10 protein-coding genes are annotated in these 16096 nt (G+C 37.1%); all 10 read right to left on the bottom strand.

All coding sequences use genetic code 11. The features are described from left to right. Nucleotides 1-304: 304 nt before the first annotated feature. Nucleotides 305-5344 (bottom strand): bifunctional glycosyltransferase/CDP-glycerol:glycerophosphate glycerophosphotransferase, encoded by a 5040-nt coding sequence (locus KTJ72_RS00125; RefSeq protein WP_217303848.1) that lies wholly within the window; start codon nt 5342-5344, stop codon nt 305-307. A gap of 151 nt (nt 5345-5495) precedes the next feature. Then, nucleotides 5496-6746 carry a uracil-xanthine permease family protein gene (locus KTJ72_RS00120; RefSeq protein ID WP_217303847.1) on the bottom strand — a complete coding sequence of 417 codons (1251 nt, stop codon included), beginning with the start codon at nt 6744-6746 and terminating at the stop codon, nt 5496-5498. A gap of 177 nt (nt 6747-6923) precedes the next feature. Continuing rightward, entirely contained in the window at nt 6924-8762 is a 1839-nt protein-coding gene (gene lepA / locus KTJ72_RS00115) for a translation elongation factor 4 (RefSeq protein ID WP_054604824.1), read from the bottom strand. Between the two features lie 127 nt (nt 8763-8889). Then, nucleotides 8890-10047, bottom strand: coding sequence for a molecular chaperone DnaJ (gene dnaJ / locus KTJ72_RS00110; protein ID WP_217303846.1), 1158 nt, complete (start codon nt 10045-10047; stop codon nt 8890-8892). A gap of 82 nt (nt 10048-10129) precedes the next feature. Next, on the bottom strand, nt 10130-11989 hold the full coding sequence (gene dnaK / locus KTJ72_RS00105; protein WP_034531659.1) for a molecular chaperone DnaK: 1860 nt from the start codon (nt 11987-11989) through the stop codon (nt 10130-10132). 26 nt (nt 11990-12015) lie between these two features. Beyond that, the gene (gene grpE / locus KTJ72_RS00100; RefSeq protein ID WP_171819660.1) at nt 12016-12588 is read right to left on the bottom strand and encodes a nucleotide exchange factor GrpE; all 573 of its coding nucleotides are present in this window, start codon (nt 12586-12588) and stop codon (nt 12016-12018) included. A 14-nt stretch (nt 12589-12602) separates the two neighbouring features. Continuing rightward, a complete protein-coding gene (hrcA, locus tag KTJ72_RS00095; protein ID WP_041152349.1) occupies nt 12603-13643 on the bottom strand; it encodes a heat-inducible transcriptional repressor HrcA in 1041 nt (346 codons plus the stop codon). A 104-nt stretch (nt 13644-13747) separates the two neighbouring features. After that, nucleotides 13748-14686, bottom strand: coding sequence for a riboflavin biosynthesis protein RibF (gene ribF, locus KTJ72_RS00090; protein ID WP_217303845.1), 939 nt, complete (start codon nt 14684-14686; stop codon nt 13748-13750). Nucleotides 14687-14703: 17 nt separating this feature from the next. Then, on the bottom strand, nt 14704-15615 hold the full coding sequence (gene truB, locus KTJ72_RS00085; protein WP_217303844.1) for a tRNA pseudouridine(55) synthase TruB: 912 nt from the start codon (nt 15613-15615) through the stop codon (nt 14704-14706). Between the two features lie 114 nt (nt 15616-15729). After that, a complete protein-coding gene (rbfA, locus tag KTJ72_RS00080; protein ID WP_041152352.1) occupies nt 15730-16083 on the bottom strand; it encodes a 30S ribosome-binding factor RbfA in 354 nt (117 codons plus the stop codon). Nucleotides 16084-16096: the final 13 nt, after the last annotated feature.

Here is a 16096-nt window from a genome sequence, read left to right as displayed (position 1 = left end):
TTATCTAGCATTTGAAAGCTAACAAGCTATCAAAGACTTAGTGCAATAAAGCACAAACTTAATTAACAAATAAATAATAACATGAAATATTATAAAATCAAGTTAATTGCCTCGCATATCAATTAGTTTGATATGTCTTCGCAAATGATTTTTGTAATAATCATCACTTGTTTTTTGCTTGTGAACTTTATAACAAAATAAATTATAAACCATTTTAAAAATAAAATAAACCCCTTTCATAAAAAAGCTCAATTTTTTTTCAACAAAAAAGAAGCATCAACGATAAACCGTTGATGCTTCAATCTTATTTGCTTAATTCTTCTGTATTAATCCAGTAATTATGATTGTCTAAACTTACTAATGCGTACTTAGCACCTAAGAATTCTTTGAATTCTCTATCACATAATTGAGCTGTCTTAATTACTTTCACTTCTCTATCACCATCTAGATACTTAACAAAATGATTATCACGATAGTTAGCGAAGTCCTTATCTTTTGCCCAAAGGGTTGCACAGTCTTTGGCAATCATTTGATCACTTAATCCTTGTATTGATAAATCATCACTATAGAATGTTTCAAGACTGTGATCACTTAGCATCTTTTCAACAGAACGTTTAGATGCATTACCATCCATCCAAGCTGAATACTTCTTGTAGAATGCTTCATACTTATCATCTGGAGTCCATCCGTTGTTGAATATATCATCAAGACTTTCGATTACTTCATCATTAGTCTTAACGATTGGACCTGGAGCTTCCTTAATGAAGTCAAAGTAGAATCCACGAATAGCATTCGCATAATCTTCTAAGTCATAGGTAAAGAAGATCATTGGACGTTTTAATGTTGCGTAATCAAACATTACTGATGAGTAGTCGGTAATCAAGACATCACTGATTAGATACAATTCAGCAATATCTGGGTAGTTGCTTACGTTTAGTGCAAAACCTTCGTAATCACTTAAGTCTAGATTGTTAGATATTAAGTAATGAGTTCTAACTAATACGTATGCTTTGCCTTCATAACGTTCGCGTAGCTTTTGTAAATCAAGGTGTAGCTTGGCGGTAAATTCATCGTTTTTAATGTATTCATTATCACGCCAAGTTGGAGCATATAAGATAACCTTCTTGTTATCTTCAATGCCCAAGTCTTCCTTGATTTCTCTGATATCGTTAGAAGTATGGTTTACTAAGATATCATTTCTTGGGTATCCATCCAATTGAATTTGACTGGCTTGCATTCTAAAGCAGCGTTGCATGATTTCTGCTGAATACATGTTAGGTGCAATCAATCTAGTCCATCTTCTGTTATCCTTAAAGACTTCTTCGTGATACTTAGCAACGTTTACACCAGGCATTGTTACCTTCATAACGTCGGCACCAATGGTCTTTAGTGGTGTACCATGCCAAGTTTGTAATACAACAGTGTCCTTACTTGGGTGCCATCTGAATGGACGACGTGAATTGGTTACCCAGTACTTAGCTCTAGCTTGTTTTAAGATTCCCTTGAAACCAAATCTAGTTACATAAGGAATTTGGTTTAATTCAAAGAATTCACGATCTTCCTTGTTTACGTTCCAGTATAGTTTGAAACCAGGATTGTTGGCCTTCATGTATTCATAAATCGCCTTAGGATTGTCTGAATATTGAGTTCCGAAGAAACTATCGAAGATTACGATATCCTTCTTAGCAAGGCGTTTTGATAGTTCATTTAACAACTTAGCTTGGAAGAAGTTAGTATCCCAGAAATGACCAATCTTCTTAAATAGCAGACTCTTGGCTGGTTCTTGGTCTAAATCTTCTCTTTGGGTGTTCAATACTGTTTCAACAACTTGTTGAGTGGCATCCCCATTACGACCATATTGAGCAAACTCATCACAGAATGTTTCCATTTGGTCTGCATAATTGTCTGCGACTGAATCGATATGTCTGATGCGATCAATCAATTCGTCTTCAGTCTTAACAATTGGTCCAGGCATTTGCTTGTAGTAATCTAGGTAAACCCCACGATTAGCTTCGTCTAAGTACCAGTCAGCATCGTATGCGTAGAAAATCATTGGACGTTTTAGATGTGCGTAGTCAAACATTACTGATGAGTAATCGGTGATCATCGCATCACTGATTAGGTATAAATCATTAATGTTGTCGTAGTCACTAACATCGTATACGAATCCAGGATTGTTGTAGAAACTATTTGAGTGAGCTACAAAGTAATGCAAACGAACAAGTAGCACGTAACCGTCTGATAATTTTTCTTGTAACTTGTCTAAATCAAGTTTGAAATCAAAACCACCATCTGCTCTAAATGTTGGTGCATATAAAATCACACGCTTATTTAGCGGAATACCAAGTTTGTTCTTAATGGAATTAATGTAATCGGTATTGTTGTGAGTGTATAGCTCATCATTTCTAGGGAAACCTGACTTAATAATCTTTTGACTGTAGTTAAATGCGTGCTTAGCAGTCTTTTCCATGTAATCAGAAGGTACAACCAAGTAGTCCCAACGACGGTTTCTCATCGCAAAACGATTTTGTAACTTGTTGGTACCAAACTTAAAGTGAGGTTCATCAAATCCCATGTGCTTTAAGAATGTTCCGTGAAGTGTTTCTACTTCGATTTGTCCCTTACGCTTAGCGTAACGGTTAGGCATGTTGGTGTTTTGAATAATGTATCTTGCAACAGCCAAATAGTACCAGTACTTAAATGTGTTTACTCGAACCTTTTCACCGTCTCCAGTAATCTTGGTTTCGATGTTGTTGAAAATCCATACTGGTTTGATTTCAGGATGATTTTCTTCAACATATTGATACATCAACTTTTCGTTACTATCAAACTTACTTGACCAATAAGAGTCAAAGACCATCACATTTCTAAGTGGTAATAATCTCATCAATGGATATAAAACAGAGTAAGAAATGGCACGTAAGCCCTTCTTAGCATCCATTGCACCAAAGAATGGTTGATCTACCTTGAAGATAAGATTCATGCTCTTATCCTTCTTTACAGCGTAGAAAATTTGAGATTTTCCATTGAAAGGCAATTCAGTAGTCTTAATACGACACTTCTTGGCGTACTTGATGCGGTAAGTATGCGCCTTACCATCAACTTGAAGATAAATCTTAAATTGATAATCACCTTCAAGTAAGTCTAGTTGTTCATTGTTGTTTGAAGTTAGTGCAAAGTCAAAGTCGAAGCTATCACCATTAATTTGGAAATGGTTAGATACTGGATCTAACACCTTTCTAGTTGCCTTATCTGCACTAATTAATTCAACGTGGGCTTGTGATACCAAGACGCTGCTTGGGTCGACTGCTTTGTTCATTTTGGCAGAAACATGTAGGACGTTGTTGGCATCCACAGTGACATTCTTAGCCACAAATGGGGCTTCTTCGATCATTAGTTGCATGTTTTTGATATCACCATAGAACAATGAAATGGCATCCCCATCGTCTAGATTAATTTGTTGATTAATCTTGTTTGAAGAGAATGAGTAGTTCATTTCAGCATGAGTAAAGTTATCCAAGATAATTAACTTAAGTTCTTGGTTACGAGCTTTATCGTTAATTTCCTTAACGTTAAACGCAAAACTGTTTTCATTTTGGTCAATTGAATGAATGGCAGTACCATTTGCAGCCATTAAAACGGCATTGTAACCAGATACGTCCATGTTATCAACGTTAAAACTTAGTTCTTGCTTATCGTCGCTAACAGTTGGATAGCTAACCACCGGTCTTCTGTCAGAATCTGAGTTTAAATCGATTACTTCAAAGACTAGTGAACCGACACTGTTAAATCTAGTAATCACTTTTACCCCATTGTATTCAAACGGTAAAATGGCTTTTTGAGTTAGCTTTTCAATTGGATCAGTAGCAAAATCCTTTACCATAATGTGGTTATCCACGGTGTTTTTGATTTGTACCTTCCAAGTTCCAACACCTAAAGTGTCGATAGCTTGTTTAATATTAAACTTAACTTCGTAATCAGCGTTGTTGTACTTAGCATTTGGCTTTAAAGTTCTTCTAACAAAAGGACTTTCTACCCTCTTAATTTGAACTTTAATGGTCTTTTGATTTTTAACGTTAATCAAGCTGGCTTGTAATGATTCGTTCTTGTTTCCGTCACCAAATGTTTGTTTAACAAGGTGAAGCTTAGTAATCTTGAATGCTCCATCGATTCTAATATCACCGTTATCAACATTGGTAAATTCAACGTCTCTAATCTTTTGGTTAAAACGACTGTTGTTATCGTTTAAATTAACATTATCAACTAGTTGCTTCTTATCACCTAGTTCAGGTGCAATTAGTCGGTAGTTTGATCCACCAATTGAATGTTTAAATTCACCAATTTGCTTTTTATAAGAAATGTCGTTAATGACATCGACATCGTTATATCTAATTGCTGAATATAGGATTTGTTGCTTGACTGGCAAGCGATAGAAGATTTCTGAATCCCACAAGTGCCAATCTCTTAGGAACTTGTAAACCATTTCTTGAGCTTGGTAAATATAGTCACTGCTATTATCACCTAGGCTTTGGGTAAAGATAAATAGATCTAGGAACAACGCCTTATATTTAAAGTCTTGAACAAATGAATCTTCTTCACTAAAGCCATTATTCAAAATGATTTGTAGAGTTCTTCTAAGTGAACTTAATCGACTTTCAAAGTTAGAAAGCGCACTTCTGGTTTGTGTGATGGAATCAGCACTTTCACGCCATCTCCATTCATAAACATCATCTTCTACAACTGAGGTCTTATGTGACTTCAAGTGGGCTTCCATTGAGAAAGGAATATCTTCGTAGATGATGCCTTCCACAAACTTGATGCTGTTATCAAGTAGGAAGGAACGCTTGTATAGTTTATTCCAACTGGTTGTGTCATAAATCAAGTCATGGTTGGTTGTAATGTGCGTATTATCGTAATCATCGTGCACAGCAAAAGAATGTAGGTATGAGTTTTCATAACGATCCTTATCAAATCGTTTAACAAAACCTACAACTAAGTCTGAGTCGTTTTGACGAGCTTTAAACGCCATTGAAGGATAAGCGTTAGCAGGAACAATGTCATCACCATCAACGAATGCAATGTACTTTCCTCTTGCGTGCTTCATCCCATAATTTCTGGTGTTACTTAAACCACCGTTTTCTTTATGTAGTGCTCTAAAACTATTATATTTATTTGCAAATTCATCAATAATTTTGCTTGTATTATCAGTTGATCCGTCATCAATCATCAATACTTCAAGGCTTTCCATAGGGAAATTAGTATTAGCAATGGATGACAAACATTTTTCAATGTAATCTTGTACGTTATAGCAGGCCACTATCACGGATAGATATGGTTCATTCATATTTAAGTGCCTCTCTCATAATATTTTCCAATAAAAAATACCAATTAAAACTTGGCATATCAGTCTAATAATGCGGCAAACTCTCTCTAATTTACCTATCTGCATTATATCACTAAAAGCACTGTTTTTAATTGGTATTTATTAATCTTTACTAATTTTTAGGTAATACAATATTCAATAAAATTCCTAGGATTACGGATACAGCTAGTCCATTTAAAGGCAATGTTCCGATTTTGATCATGAAACCACCGACTCCAATTACCAAAATGGTGGAAACAATCATCAAATTACGCTTATTTGCTAAATCAATTTGATTTTCAATCATGATTTTAATCCCGCTAGAAGCAATTGTTCCAAACAATAGGAAACTGATACCACCGATTACAGGTAGTGGCATTTGCATAATTAACACATTTAACTTGTTCACAAATGAGAATAAAATGGCAAATACTGCGGCACCAATCAATACATAGACACTGTGAATCTTAGTAATTGCCATCACTCCGATGTTTTCACCATAACTAGTTATGGCTGGTCCACCGACTAATCCGGCAAACATTGAAGCTAATCCGTCACCTGTTAGGGTTCTGTTTAAACCAGGATCCTTAAAGTAGTTTCTGCCTGTTAATTCATCTAGAACCATCAAGTGACCTAAATGTTCAGTAATGGTAACGAAGGCAATTGGCGCGATGGCGATAATTGCACCCCATTCAAATTTCACATTGTATGAAACGAATGGAATTTCAAACTTAGGCATTGAGAACCATGGTGCATTTGCGATTGTACTTAGGTTAACTAATCCCATCGCAATTGATAAAACATATCCACAAACGATGGCTAATAGAATTGGCATAAAGCCTAGAAAACCCTTTAGGTACATGTTAAAGAAGATTGCTAATAATAAGGTCACCAATGCGACAAACACGTACTTGTAGTCATAGTTTCCGTTGTTTAGCATTGCATCGTTGGCAGCACTTGATGCTAGTGATAATCCAATTACGATTACAACCGGTCCAACCACGACTGCTGGTAGCAACTTATCAATCCATTCCGAACCAATCATGGCAACGACTAGTGCAACAATTAAATAAATTACACCAACCGCGATGACTCCTTGGGCAATTCCCGGATAGCCAGTCACTTGCATCAAGTACTTCATAGGTACGATGAATGCGAAACTAGATCCCATGTAAGCCGGAATCTTCTTTTGTGTTACTAGAATGTGAATTAAAGTCCCCACTCCTGAAGTAAATAAAGCGATGCTTGGGCTCAATCCTACCAATAGCGGTACGATTACTGTACTTCCAAACATTGAAAACATGTGTTGTAATGATAAACCGACCCAAAGCCAGAATCCTGGTTTATCGTTAACATCTAAAATGGTGTCTGAATTTTTATTCATAACCAATCCCCCTAAATGATTTCAGAGCTTTAATCTAGCAAAAAAGGTCCATTCATCCCTAGACGAATAGACCTTCACAAATTTTTATTAAATTCGCTAATCTTATCAGCCTCACGGGACTAAATTAAAGACTCTATATTTTTAATATATCATACTGATAATTTCTTATGAAGTCAATTACTTTTTATCGCTTTCTTCTTCATCAGTTTGTAGAACAGCCATGAATGCGGCTTGTGGAATTTCCACCTTACCAACGGCTTTCATACGTTTCTTACCAGCTTTTTGCTTTTCTAATAGCTTCATTCTTCTGGTTCTGTCACCACCGTATAGGTGAGCGGTAACATCCTTACGGTATGCCTTGATGTTAGTTCTAGCAATAACCTTAGCACCAATTGCAGCTTGGACAGGAATTTCGAAGTTTTGACGTGGAATAATCTTCTTAAGTTTTTCAACGATTACTCGGGCACGACTAGCAGAGAATTGACGGTGAGAAATGAAACTTAATGCATCGACCTTTTCACCGTTCAATAGGATATCAATCTTAACTAGATCAGAAGGCTTGTAGTCCCCTAATTCGTAATCAAGTGATGCATATCCTCTAGTGGTTGACTTCAACTTATCGAAGAAGTCAAAGATGATTTCTGACAATGGAATTGAGTACATAATGTTAACACGGTAATCATCAATATATTCCATTGTTTCGAATTGACCACGACGTGATTGGCAAAGTTCCATCACGGCACCAACGTAATCGTTAGGCACCATTACAGTTGCTTTTACGTATGGTTCTTCAACCGCTTTGATTTCTGAAGCATCTGGCATTTCAGATGGGTTTTCCACATCTTTTCTTTGACCATCGGTAGTAAAGACGTGGTAAGTAACGGATGGTGCAGTGGTAATTAAATCTAGATTGAATTCTCTTTCTAGACGTTCTTGCACAACATCCATGTGTAGCATTCCTAAGAATCCACATCTAAAACCGAATCCAAGTGCTTGTGATGATTCAGGTTCGAATTCCAAGGCAGCATCGTTTAGCTTAAGTTTTTCAAGTGATTCTCTTAAGTCACCAAACTTAGCATTGTCGGTTGGGTATAAACCAGAATATACCATTGGTTCCATTTCACGGTAACCTGGTAATGGTTCATCGGCTGGATGATCAGCATTAGTAACAGTATCCCCAACACGAGTTTGGTTGATATCCTTAATACTTGCAGTGATGTATCCAACGTCTCCTGCCATTAGGTATTCTCTTTGAACAGGATGTGGTGAGTTCACACCAACTTCGGTAACTTCGTATTCACTACCACTGTTCATTAAGCGAATCTTATCCCCTGGTTTAACAACACCATCACGTAAACGAACACTCAAAACAACTCCACGATAATCATCGTAAACAGAGTCAAAGACAAGCGCCTTTAGTGGTGCATCTAAATCACCTTGAGGTGCAGGTACTTCTTCCACGATTCTTTCCAATAAGTCCTCGATTCCGATTCCCTTTTTAGCACTAGCTAAAACAGCGTTTTCGGCATCGATACCAATGATATCTTCAACTTCTTTTTTAACCATGTCTGGTTGGGCAGAAGGTAAATCAATCTTATTAATTACAGGAACAATTTCCAAGTCATCATCGATTGCCAAGTAAACATTGGCTAGCGTTTGGGCTTCAACACCTTGAGCAGCATCGACAACTAAAACGGCACCTTCACAGGCAGCCAAACTTCTTGATACTTCGTATGAGAAATCGACATGTCCCGGTGTATCGATAAGATGAAATTCATAGTCATGACCATCCTTAGAATGGTACTTTAGCTCAACTGCATTCAACTTAATTGTGATTCCACGTTCTCTTTCTAGTTCCATGTCATCCAATAATTGGTTTTGCATATCTCTTTTTGCGACAGTATCTGTCATTTCTAAAATTCGATCGGCTAAAGTAGATTTACCATGATCAATATGAGCAACAATCGAAAAGTTACGAATGTATTTTTGATGTTCCTTCATTTTTGCTATGTCCATGTTTATTCCTACTTTCAACGTAATGTATTAATACAATTATAACAACCAAAAAGACAATGCACAAACTAAATCATGCTATCAGAATTCTTTTCAGCAACAAAAAAGAGTCGCATAAGCGACCCTTAATTTATTTCTTGCCGTTCATAGCATCTTTCATCTTTTCGAAGAATCCACCATTCTTGTATTCTTCTTCACCAGATGCTTCAGCAAAAGCTTTTAGAGCTTGTTTTTGTTGTTTGTTTAAACTCTTAGGAGTGACAATCTTAACAGTAACTAGTTCATCACCTTTTGAACTGCTGTTAATCTTAGGCATTCCCTTACCTCTTAGTCTGAAGGTAGTGTTTGATTGAGTTCCAGCTGGAACCTTCATTTCAACATCACCATATACGGTCTTAACCTTGATGGTGCTACCTAGAGTAGCTTGAGTAAATGAGATGTTTTGTGAGTAATGTAAATCAGAGCCATCACGTTCAAAGTCACGACTAGGTTTTACTCTAAATACGATGAATAAGTCACCGTAAGGTCCACCGTTTTCACCGGCTTCACCTTGACCTTGTAATCTCATTTGTTGTCCATCATCAACACCGGCAGGAATGTTTACTTCTACCTTGTGACTTTCGTGCATGTGACCTGAGCCACCACACTTAGGACACTTGTCCTTAATTTCTTTACCAGTTCCACCACAAGTAGGACATGGATGTTGAGTTTGCATTTGACCTAATGGTGTATTTTGAACTGATGTTACGTAACCACTACCGTTACATTGGTGACAAGTTTCTGGATGAGTTCCTGGTTTTGCACCTGAACCATCACAGGTATCACACTTAGCTTCACGATCGTATCTGATAGTAGTCTTCTTACCGAAAACGGCATCTTCAAAATTGATTGTCATTTGGTATTGAAGATCTCTACCCTTAACCGGAGCATTTGGGTCTCTTTGAGCACCTCTTGCTCCACCACCAAAGAATTGGCTGAAGATGTCGTCGAAGCCGCCGCCACCGAAGCCAGAGAATCCTCCAGCTCCGCCACCGAAACCTCCGGCACCTCCGCCGAATCCACCGGCTGGGCCATCAGCTGAACCAAATTGGTCGTAATTACGACGTTTTTGTTCATCACTTAGTACTTCGTAAGCTTCGTTAATTTCCTTAAACTTCTTTTCAGCACCGGGTTCTTTGTTGATATCAGGATGATACTTCTTAGACATTTTACGGTAAGCGTGCTTAATGTCATCTTGACTGGCGTCTTTTGATATTCCCAGAATTGAATAGTAATCCTTATCTGCCATTTTTATCCCCCATAACCTTCATTTTGAAATAAAAGGCCAAAGCCCAACAAGTCAGACTTTGACCCTTTTTAAAGTAATCTAATTACTTATTGTTTTTGTCATCATCATGAACTTCATGGAAATCGCCGTCAACAGTGTTGTCGTCTTTACCCTTGTTGTCTGATGAATCGTTTGCGTTACCTTGTTGATCTGAACCTTGTTCTTGTTGTTGTTGGTATAACTTAACAGCAAGTGCTTGAACTTGTTGACTCAAATCATCCTTCTTAGCCTTCATTTCGTCTAAGTTGTTGTCTTCTTTAGCCTTCTTCAATGCATCTTCAGCTTCTTTAGCCTTCTTGATTTCATCTTCAGAAACCTTACCTTCAACATCCTTTAGAGTTTTGTCAGTTTGGAAGATTAATTGATCTACTTCGTTCTTCAAATCAACTTCTTCTTTACGCTTCTTGTCTTGTTCTTCGTTCTTCTTAGCTTCATCCATCATACGGTTGATTTCATCATCTGATAGACCGTTTGAATCCTTGATGGTAATCTTTTGTTCCTTACCAGTACCTTTGTCCTTAGCAGAAACGTTTACGATACCATTCTTATCGATATCAAACTTAACTTCGATTTGAGGAACACCACGAGGTGCAGCAGGAATGTCAGTTAATTGGAATTGACCTAAAGTCTTGTTGTCAGCTGCCATTGGACGTTCACCTTGTAGTACGTGAATATCTACGGCTGGTTGGTTATCAGCGGCAGTTGAGAATACTTGTGACTTAGAAGTTGGGATAGTTGTGTTTCTATCGATTAACTTAGTGAATACACCACCCATAGTTTCGATACCTAATGATAGTGGAGTAACATCAAGTAATACAACGTCCTTAACATCACCAGTTAGAACACCACCTTGAACAGCGGCACCTAAAGCAACGGCTTCGTCAGGGTTGATTGAGTGGTTTGGTTCCTTACCAGTCCAGCTCTTAACAGCTTCTTGAACGGCTGGGATACGAGTTGAACCACCATTTAGGATAACTTCATCAATATCTGAAGTGCTTAGACCAGCATCCTTTAGAGCGTTGTCAAAAGCAACCTTAGTCTTGTCAACTAAGTCAGAAGTTAATTCGTTAAACTTAGCACGTGATAGTGTAGTTTGTAAGTGAAGTGGACCATTTTCACCTGATGAGATGAATGGAAGACTGATTTCAGTTTCAGAAACACCTGATAGATCCTTCTTAGCCTTTTCAGCAGCATCCTTTAGTCTTTGTAATGCCATCTTGTCTTGTGATAAGTCGATGCCATTTTCGTTCTTAAATTGTTCTACTAGGTAGTCCATAACTCTCTTATCAAAGTCATCCCCACCTAGGTGAGTATCACCATTAGTTGATAGTACTTGGAATACACCGTCACCTAATTCAAGAACAGAAACATCAAAAGTACCACCACCAAGGTCATATACAAGAACTTTTTCGTCTTTGTCTTGCTTGTCTAGACCGTAAGCTAATGATGCAGCAGTTGGTTCGTTGATGATACGTTTTACATCTAAACCAGCAATCTTACCAGCATCCTTAGTTGCTTGTCTTTGTGAGTCATTGAAGTATGCAGGAACAGTGATAACAGCTTCGCTAACAGTGTCACCTAGGTAGTCTTCAGCGAATCCCTTGATGTATTGTAGGATCATTGCTGAGATTTGTTGTGGAGTGTACTTCTTACCATCAACATCTACAGTGTAACCTTCTTCACCCATGTGACTCTTAATTGAAGCAATGGTGTTTGGGTTAGTAATCATTTGACGCTTAGCAACTTCACCAACTTGTGGTTCGCCATCTTTAAATGCAACAACAGATGGAGTTGTACGTGAACCTTCTGGGTTAGTAATGATTTTTGGTTCTTTACCTTCAAGAACAGCAACAGCTGAGTTAGTAGTACCTAAATCGATACCGATAATTTTATTACTTGCCATAATTTATTATCTCCTTGATTATTTTTTTATTGAGCAACTACAACCATGCATGGTCGAATAACACGATCAGCTAGTTTGTAGCCTTTTTGTAAAATTTCTACAACAGTATCTGCTGGATGATCATCATCTGCAGGAACTGTTTGAACCGCTTGACACTCGCTTGGGTCAAATGGTTTGTTTAAGACATCAATTTCTTCAATGCCATTTTCAGATAACGCTTTGTTGAAATGCTTTAAAACAAGTTCAACACCTTGTTTTAATTGCTTTCCACTATCATCTGAAACTTCAACACCCAAAGCACGTTCCAAGTTATCCATTGCAGGTAAGATACTAGTTGCTAGTTTTTGACCATCATACTTGTAGATATCTGCACGTTCACGCTTGAATCGTGTTTGCATGTTTTGCATTTCTGCTTCAGCACGAAGATACTTGTCAGAGAAATCTTCAACTTGTTGTTGAAGTTCTTCAACTTGCTTTTCTAATGAATCCTTTTTATCTTTCTTAGCGTCCTTCTTTTTGTCGGCGCCTTTGTCCTTAGCAGCTTCTTTCTTTGAAGTTGCTTTTTCTAGGTCTTTTTCATCATCCTTCTTGCTAGCCAAATGAATGCCTCCTTTTACTGATTATATTTATCATAATAATTTCTCAGTTTCTTTGATAATTCATTTCTAAATCCATCAACGATTCCAATTACTCTCGAATATGGCATCCTAGTTGGACCTAGAACGGCGATAACACCCTTTCCATATGGTCCAACATCATAGGAACCAGTAATAATACTGTAATCCTTTAATAGATCATTGCTTAATTCCGGTCCAATTTGAACGGAAATCGAATTATCAGAACTCTTGATGAACTTCGCAGCATCATCAGTATCATTTAACAATGAGTAAATTGGCTTTAGATAACTGATGTCATTATTATCAGTAAAACTCAATAGATTCAATTCACCACCGATATAAAACTGATTAGTAGAAGCTTGCATCAAAACATCATCAAGAGTTTGAACTAAGCTATCAGGGTTCTTAACGTACTTGAGAATTTCAGGTACGATTTCTGTCTTCAACTTAGTGATAACTTCGTCTAAAGGCTTCCCTGCTAACTTGTCATTGATCATTCTGACAACGGCATCTAACTTGTCACCGCCCAAGTCACCATCAATATGGAAAACCTGGTTAACAACTTCATCATTATCAGTGATTAGAATTGCCATCACCTTATGATTGCCAAGTGGAACTAAACGAAAGCTCCCCAAAATGGGAGTTGTTTCTTGTTCCGGCTTTAAAGTCAATGCAGTGTAATTTGTTAAGTTAGATAGAATGTCAGCTGATTGTTGAACGATTTCATCAATTTGTCTAAATCTGCCTGATAGTGAATTTTGAATAATCATCATATCACTGTTATCAATTGGATTTGGATTCAACAAGTTATCAACATAGTAGCGATAACCTTCGATTGATGGAACACGTCCCGATGAAGAATGATTCTTGGTAATTAAACCAATTTCTTCTAGAAATGCCATTTCATTTCTGACGGTTGCTGAACTGACATGTATTGGTAATTGACTGGATAATGCCTTTGAACCAACAGGAACACCTGATTTTGTGTAATCATTAACGATGATTTTCAAAATCATTTTTTCTCTTTCAGTAAGCATACCCGATCACTCCTTATCGATTAGCACCTTTAGCAGTCATCTGTGTTAAGTGCTAACCACAATTATTAATTTACCAAAGCCATCTATATAAGTCAAGAAAAAGACTAGTTATTTTCGAAATATTGACGGGTAAAATCTTCGTCAGATTGAAGTTGCTTAATTAGCTTATCAATCCCTTCAAACTTCACTTCACCACGAATACGGTATAGCCAATCTACCTTTAATACTTCACCATATATATTGTCATTAAAGTCTAAAATATTAATTTCAACTGTGATTGGGTTCTTATCTCCAAAGGTAACGTTTCGCCCAATCGATGCCATCCCATGATACTTTTTTTCACCAATAAACACATCAACTACGTATACACCAATGGTTGGTAGCCATTGTAGTTCATCGTGTTCGATGTTGGCGGTTGGGTACCCTAATTCACGACCACGGGCAAAGCCATGGACAACGGTGCCACCAGTTTGAAATGGTCTACCCATCAAATGGTTCACTGTTTGAATGTGACCTTCGTCTAGGTTCTTTCTAATTCGAGTTGAACTGATCTTTTCCAATTGGTAATCTGCCAAGTCAACGGCAACTACGTCAAATCGATTTTTCGCATAATTGGGTAGTAAGTCCATTGTTGCGTCCTTGGCACCATAGGTATGATCTGTTCCGGCAACTACGGTGTCGGCATTAAATCTAACTAGGTAGTTATCAACAAATTCTTGTGGTGTTTGGTTTTGAAAACTAAAACTATAGTTAACCACGAAGACCTTATTAACACCCAATGATTCAAACATTTCATTTTTGCTGTCTGGCATAATGATGTTTCTTCTATCATGTGGTGATAGTTGTTTATATACTACAGCAGGTTTATGGTCATAAGTTAATACTGCCAAAGGTAGGTTCTTTTGCATGGCAATTTCGCGCGCTTTTTCCAATACCTTTTGATGGCCTAAATGAATTCCATCGAAGTAGCCCATTGCTAAAACTAGCTTTTCTGATTGATGAAAATCAGAACTCAATGGATGATGTAATTTGATTATTTCCATAATTTCATGCCTTTCGATTATTGATTACTAAACATTTTTTCTGGTTTGTAAATTTGTTTGTTTTGATCAAAGAAGTACAAAGCCTTAACTTCGTTGTTAAACGTTAACACACATTTATTGTCATTTATACCTAAAGCACCTGAATCCAAGAAACCACCATTTTGGACGATTTTCCATTGGCTTTCGTTTAATCCAACGTGCTTAAAGTCGGTCAATGCGTAATCAATTGATTTAACGATGTCATCGATAGTGCCATTTTCTACGGCTGATTTTACGTCGCTAATCTTAAAAGTATCTTCAATTGTAAAACCACCACTCTTAATTCTAGTTAAACTAGACATCACGGCTGGCATATCAATCTTTTTACCAAAGTCAACAGCAAGTGTTCTTACATAGGTTCCCTTACCACAACCTACTTCAAAGAAGATAGTTTGTTGTTTTTTGTCTTCATCATAAATGCTGTCTTTAATTTGTTTAAAGTAATGAATTTGAACGTGTCTTTCTGGACGTTCGACTTCCTCACCATTTCTGGCGTATTCATAAAGTCTTTTTCCATTGACCTTCACGGCTGAATACATTGGTGGGATTTGAATTAAATCTTCAGAAACAAAACTGTTAAGTAGTTCATCAATTTCATCATCTGTTAGTGGCTTTTCTAGTGGTTTAGTACTGACCACTTCACCGTCTAAATCTTCGGTAGTGGTATCAAAACCTAAGGTAATGCTGCCTTGGTATACCTTTCCTGAGTTCATTAGGTATTCCACTAGTTTGGTACCCTTCCCTAAACAAATTGGTAAAACTCCTTCTACGTTTGGATCTAGTGTTCCACTGTGACCAATTCGCTTCATTTTTAAAATGCCTCGTAATTGACTAACGCAGGCAAAACTGGTCATACCCTTTTCTTTATATAATGGGATAATTCCGTCCATATTACACGACTCCTCAGATGTTATTTATATCTTAAATTATATCATAGACGCCTTTTTTCACTAAATCAGAGCAAACAAAAAGAACCCATAACATCAGTTACGGGTTCTTTTTTATTAACGATCTTCTCGTTTTAACTTGTTGATTAATTGATCAATCTTACTTCCATATTGAATTGATTCATCCAATTTGAATGTTAATTCAGGTGTACGGTAGATACTCAAACGAGAACCTAATTCACCTCTGATTAATGATGTTGCCTTATCCAAACCTTTTTGGGTAGTTTCTTCATCATTATCGTTATCAGATAAGATGCTGTAGTAAATAGTAGCTTGTTGTAAGTCACCAGTTACGTCAACACCTGTAATGGTTACACCTTGAACTCGTGGATCTCTCACACGCTTTAATAAGATGTCATTAACTTCTTTTTGAATTTCTTGTTCTAGTCTTCCAACTCTGTATTGAGCCATATCAATTCACTCC

The organism is Apilactobacillus waqarii (assembly GCF_019061205.1).
Taxonomy (GTDB): domain Bacteria; phylum Bacillota; class Bacilli; order Lactobacillales; family Lactobacillaceae; genus Apilactobacillus; species Apilactobacillus waqarii.
The sequence above is the reverse complement of the archived record's forward strand: the minus strand, read 5'-3'. Positions and strand labels throughout refer to the sequence as shown.

Bases quoted from the DNA above. Each gene is read 5' to 3' on its own strand.
- hrcA (WP_041152349.1), bottom strand. From the start codon at position 13,643: ATGCTTACTGAAAGAGAAAAAATGATTTTGAAAATCATCGTTAATGAT.
- lepA (WP_054604824.1), bottom strand. From the start codon at position 8,762: ATGGACATAGCAAAAATGAAGGAACATCAAAAATACATTCGTAACTTT.
- KTJ72_RS00125 (WP_217303848.1), bottom strand. From the start codon at position 5,344: ATGAATGAACCATATCTATCCGTGATAGTGGCCTGCTATAACGTACAA.
- dnaJ (WP_217303846.1), bottom strand. From the start codon at position 10,047: ATGGCAGATAAGGATTACTATTCAATTCTGGGAATATCAAAAGACGCC.
- KTJ72_RS00120 (WP_217303847.1), bottom strand. From the start codon at position 6,746: ATGAATAAAAATTCAGACACCATTTTAGATGTTAACGATAAACCAGGA.
- truB (WP_217303844.1), bottom strand. From the start codon at position 15,615: ATGGACGGAATTATCCCATTATATAAAGAAAAGGGTATGACCAGTTTT.
- ribF (WP_217303845.1), bottom strand. From the start codon at position 14,686: ATGGAAATAATCAAATTACATCATCCATTGAGTTCTGATTTTCATCAA.
- dnaK (WP_034531659.1), bottom strand. From the start codon at position 11,989: ATGGCAAGTAATAAAATTATCGGTATCGATTTAGGTACTACTAACTCA.
- rbfA (WP_041152352.1), bottom strand. From the start codon at position 16,083: ATGGCTCAATACAGAGTTGGAAGACTAGAACAAGAAATTCAAAAAGAA.